The organism is Streptomyces sp. Isolate_45, assembly GCF_024721315.2.
In the GTDB taxonomy this organism is placed as follows: domain Bacteria; phylum Actinomycetota; class Actinomycetes; order Streptomycetales; family Streptomycetaceae; genus Streptomyces.
Genome location: NZ_JANFAK020000391.1, coordinates 1 through 781 on the forward strand (window position 1 = coordinate 1; position 781 = coordinate 781).

General features: G+C 76.2%; 1 protein-coding gene. It reads right to left on the reverse strand.

Translation table 11 applies throughout. The features are described 5' to 3' along the window. On the reverse strand, window positions 1-665 hold a 665-nt coding region (locus NOD94_RS41250), incomplete at its 3' end, for an SWIM zinc finger family protein (RefSeq protein WP_281211372.1). Window positions 666-781: the final 116 nt, after the last annotated feature.

A 781-nucleotide genomic window follows, 5' to 3' on the forward strand; every position in this document is an offset into this window, starting at 1 on the left:
GGGGGCGGCGCGAGGGGGGCGGGCAGCGGGGGCAGGACGGCGCGGGCCACCGCGGCGCGGGCCGGCACCCCGGGGAAGTCGGGTGCGGTGTCGGGCTGTTCGCGTGCGGCGTGGGCGGCGTTGCGGCGGGCGAGCTCGTCGAGGAGTTCGCGCTCGCCCCGGCCCCGCAGCAGGAGCAGGACGAACGGGTCCTGGTCGAGGAGCCGCGCCGCCCGGTAGCAGAGGGCGGCGGCGTGCTTGCAGGGCGGCCGCGCCGTGTCGGGACAGGAGCAGCGCGGTACGAGCTCGCCGGCTCCGGGCAGGATCGTCTGCGCGAGGGACTGCGGGACTTCCCGTTCCAGCAGGGTCGCGAGGGCCGACGGGTCCGCCGCGACCGCTTCCAGCAGCTCTGCCCATGCGTCGTCCGCGAAGGCGGCCAGGGACAGTTCGGTGCGGTACGGACGGGCCCTGCTGCCGCGGACGTAGGCCACGATCCGGCCGGGGGTGACCGTGACGGCCTCGACGTGTCCTTCGGTGGCGTACGTACGGCCGCGGGCGAGCCGGGCCGCGTCGTGGGCGCGCGCTTCCAGGGCGGCGACCCAGGCCCGACCCCACCAGGTGACGGCCTCCACCCCGGCGGGCACGGTCTCGAAGGTGCGGCGTCGGTCGTCCCGCGCGGTGATCATGCGGGCCTCCGCAGCGAGACGAGGTCCGCCAGTTCACGGTCGGTCAGTTCGGTGAGGGCCGATTCGCCGGAGCCGAGGACGGCGTCGGCGAGGGCTCGTTTGGCTTCGAGGAGTTC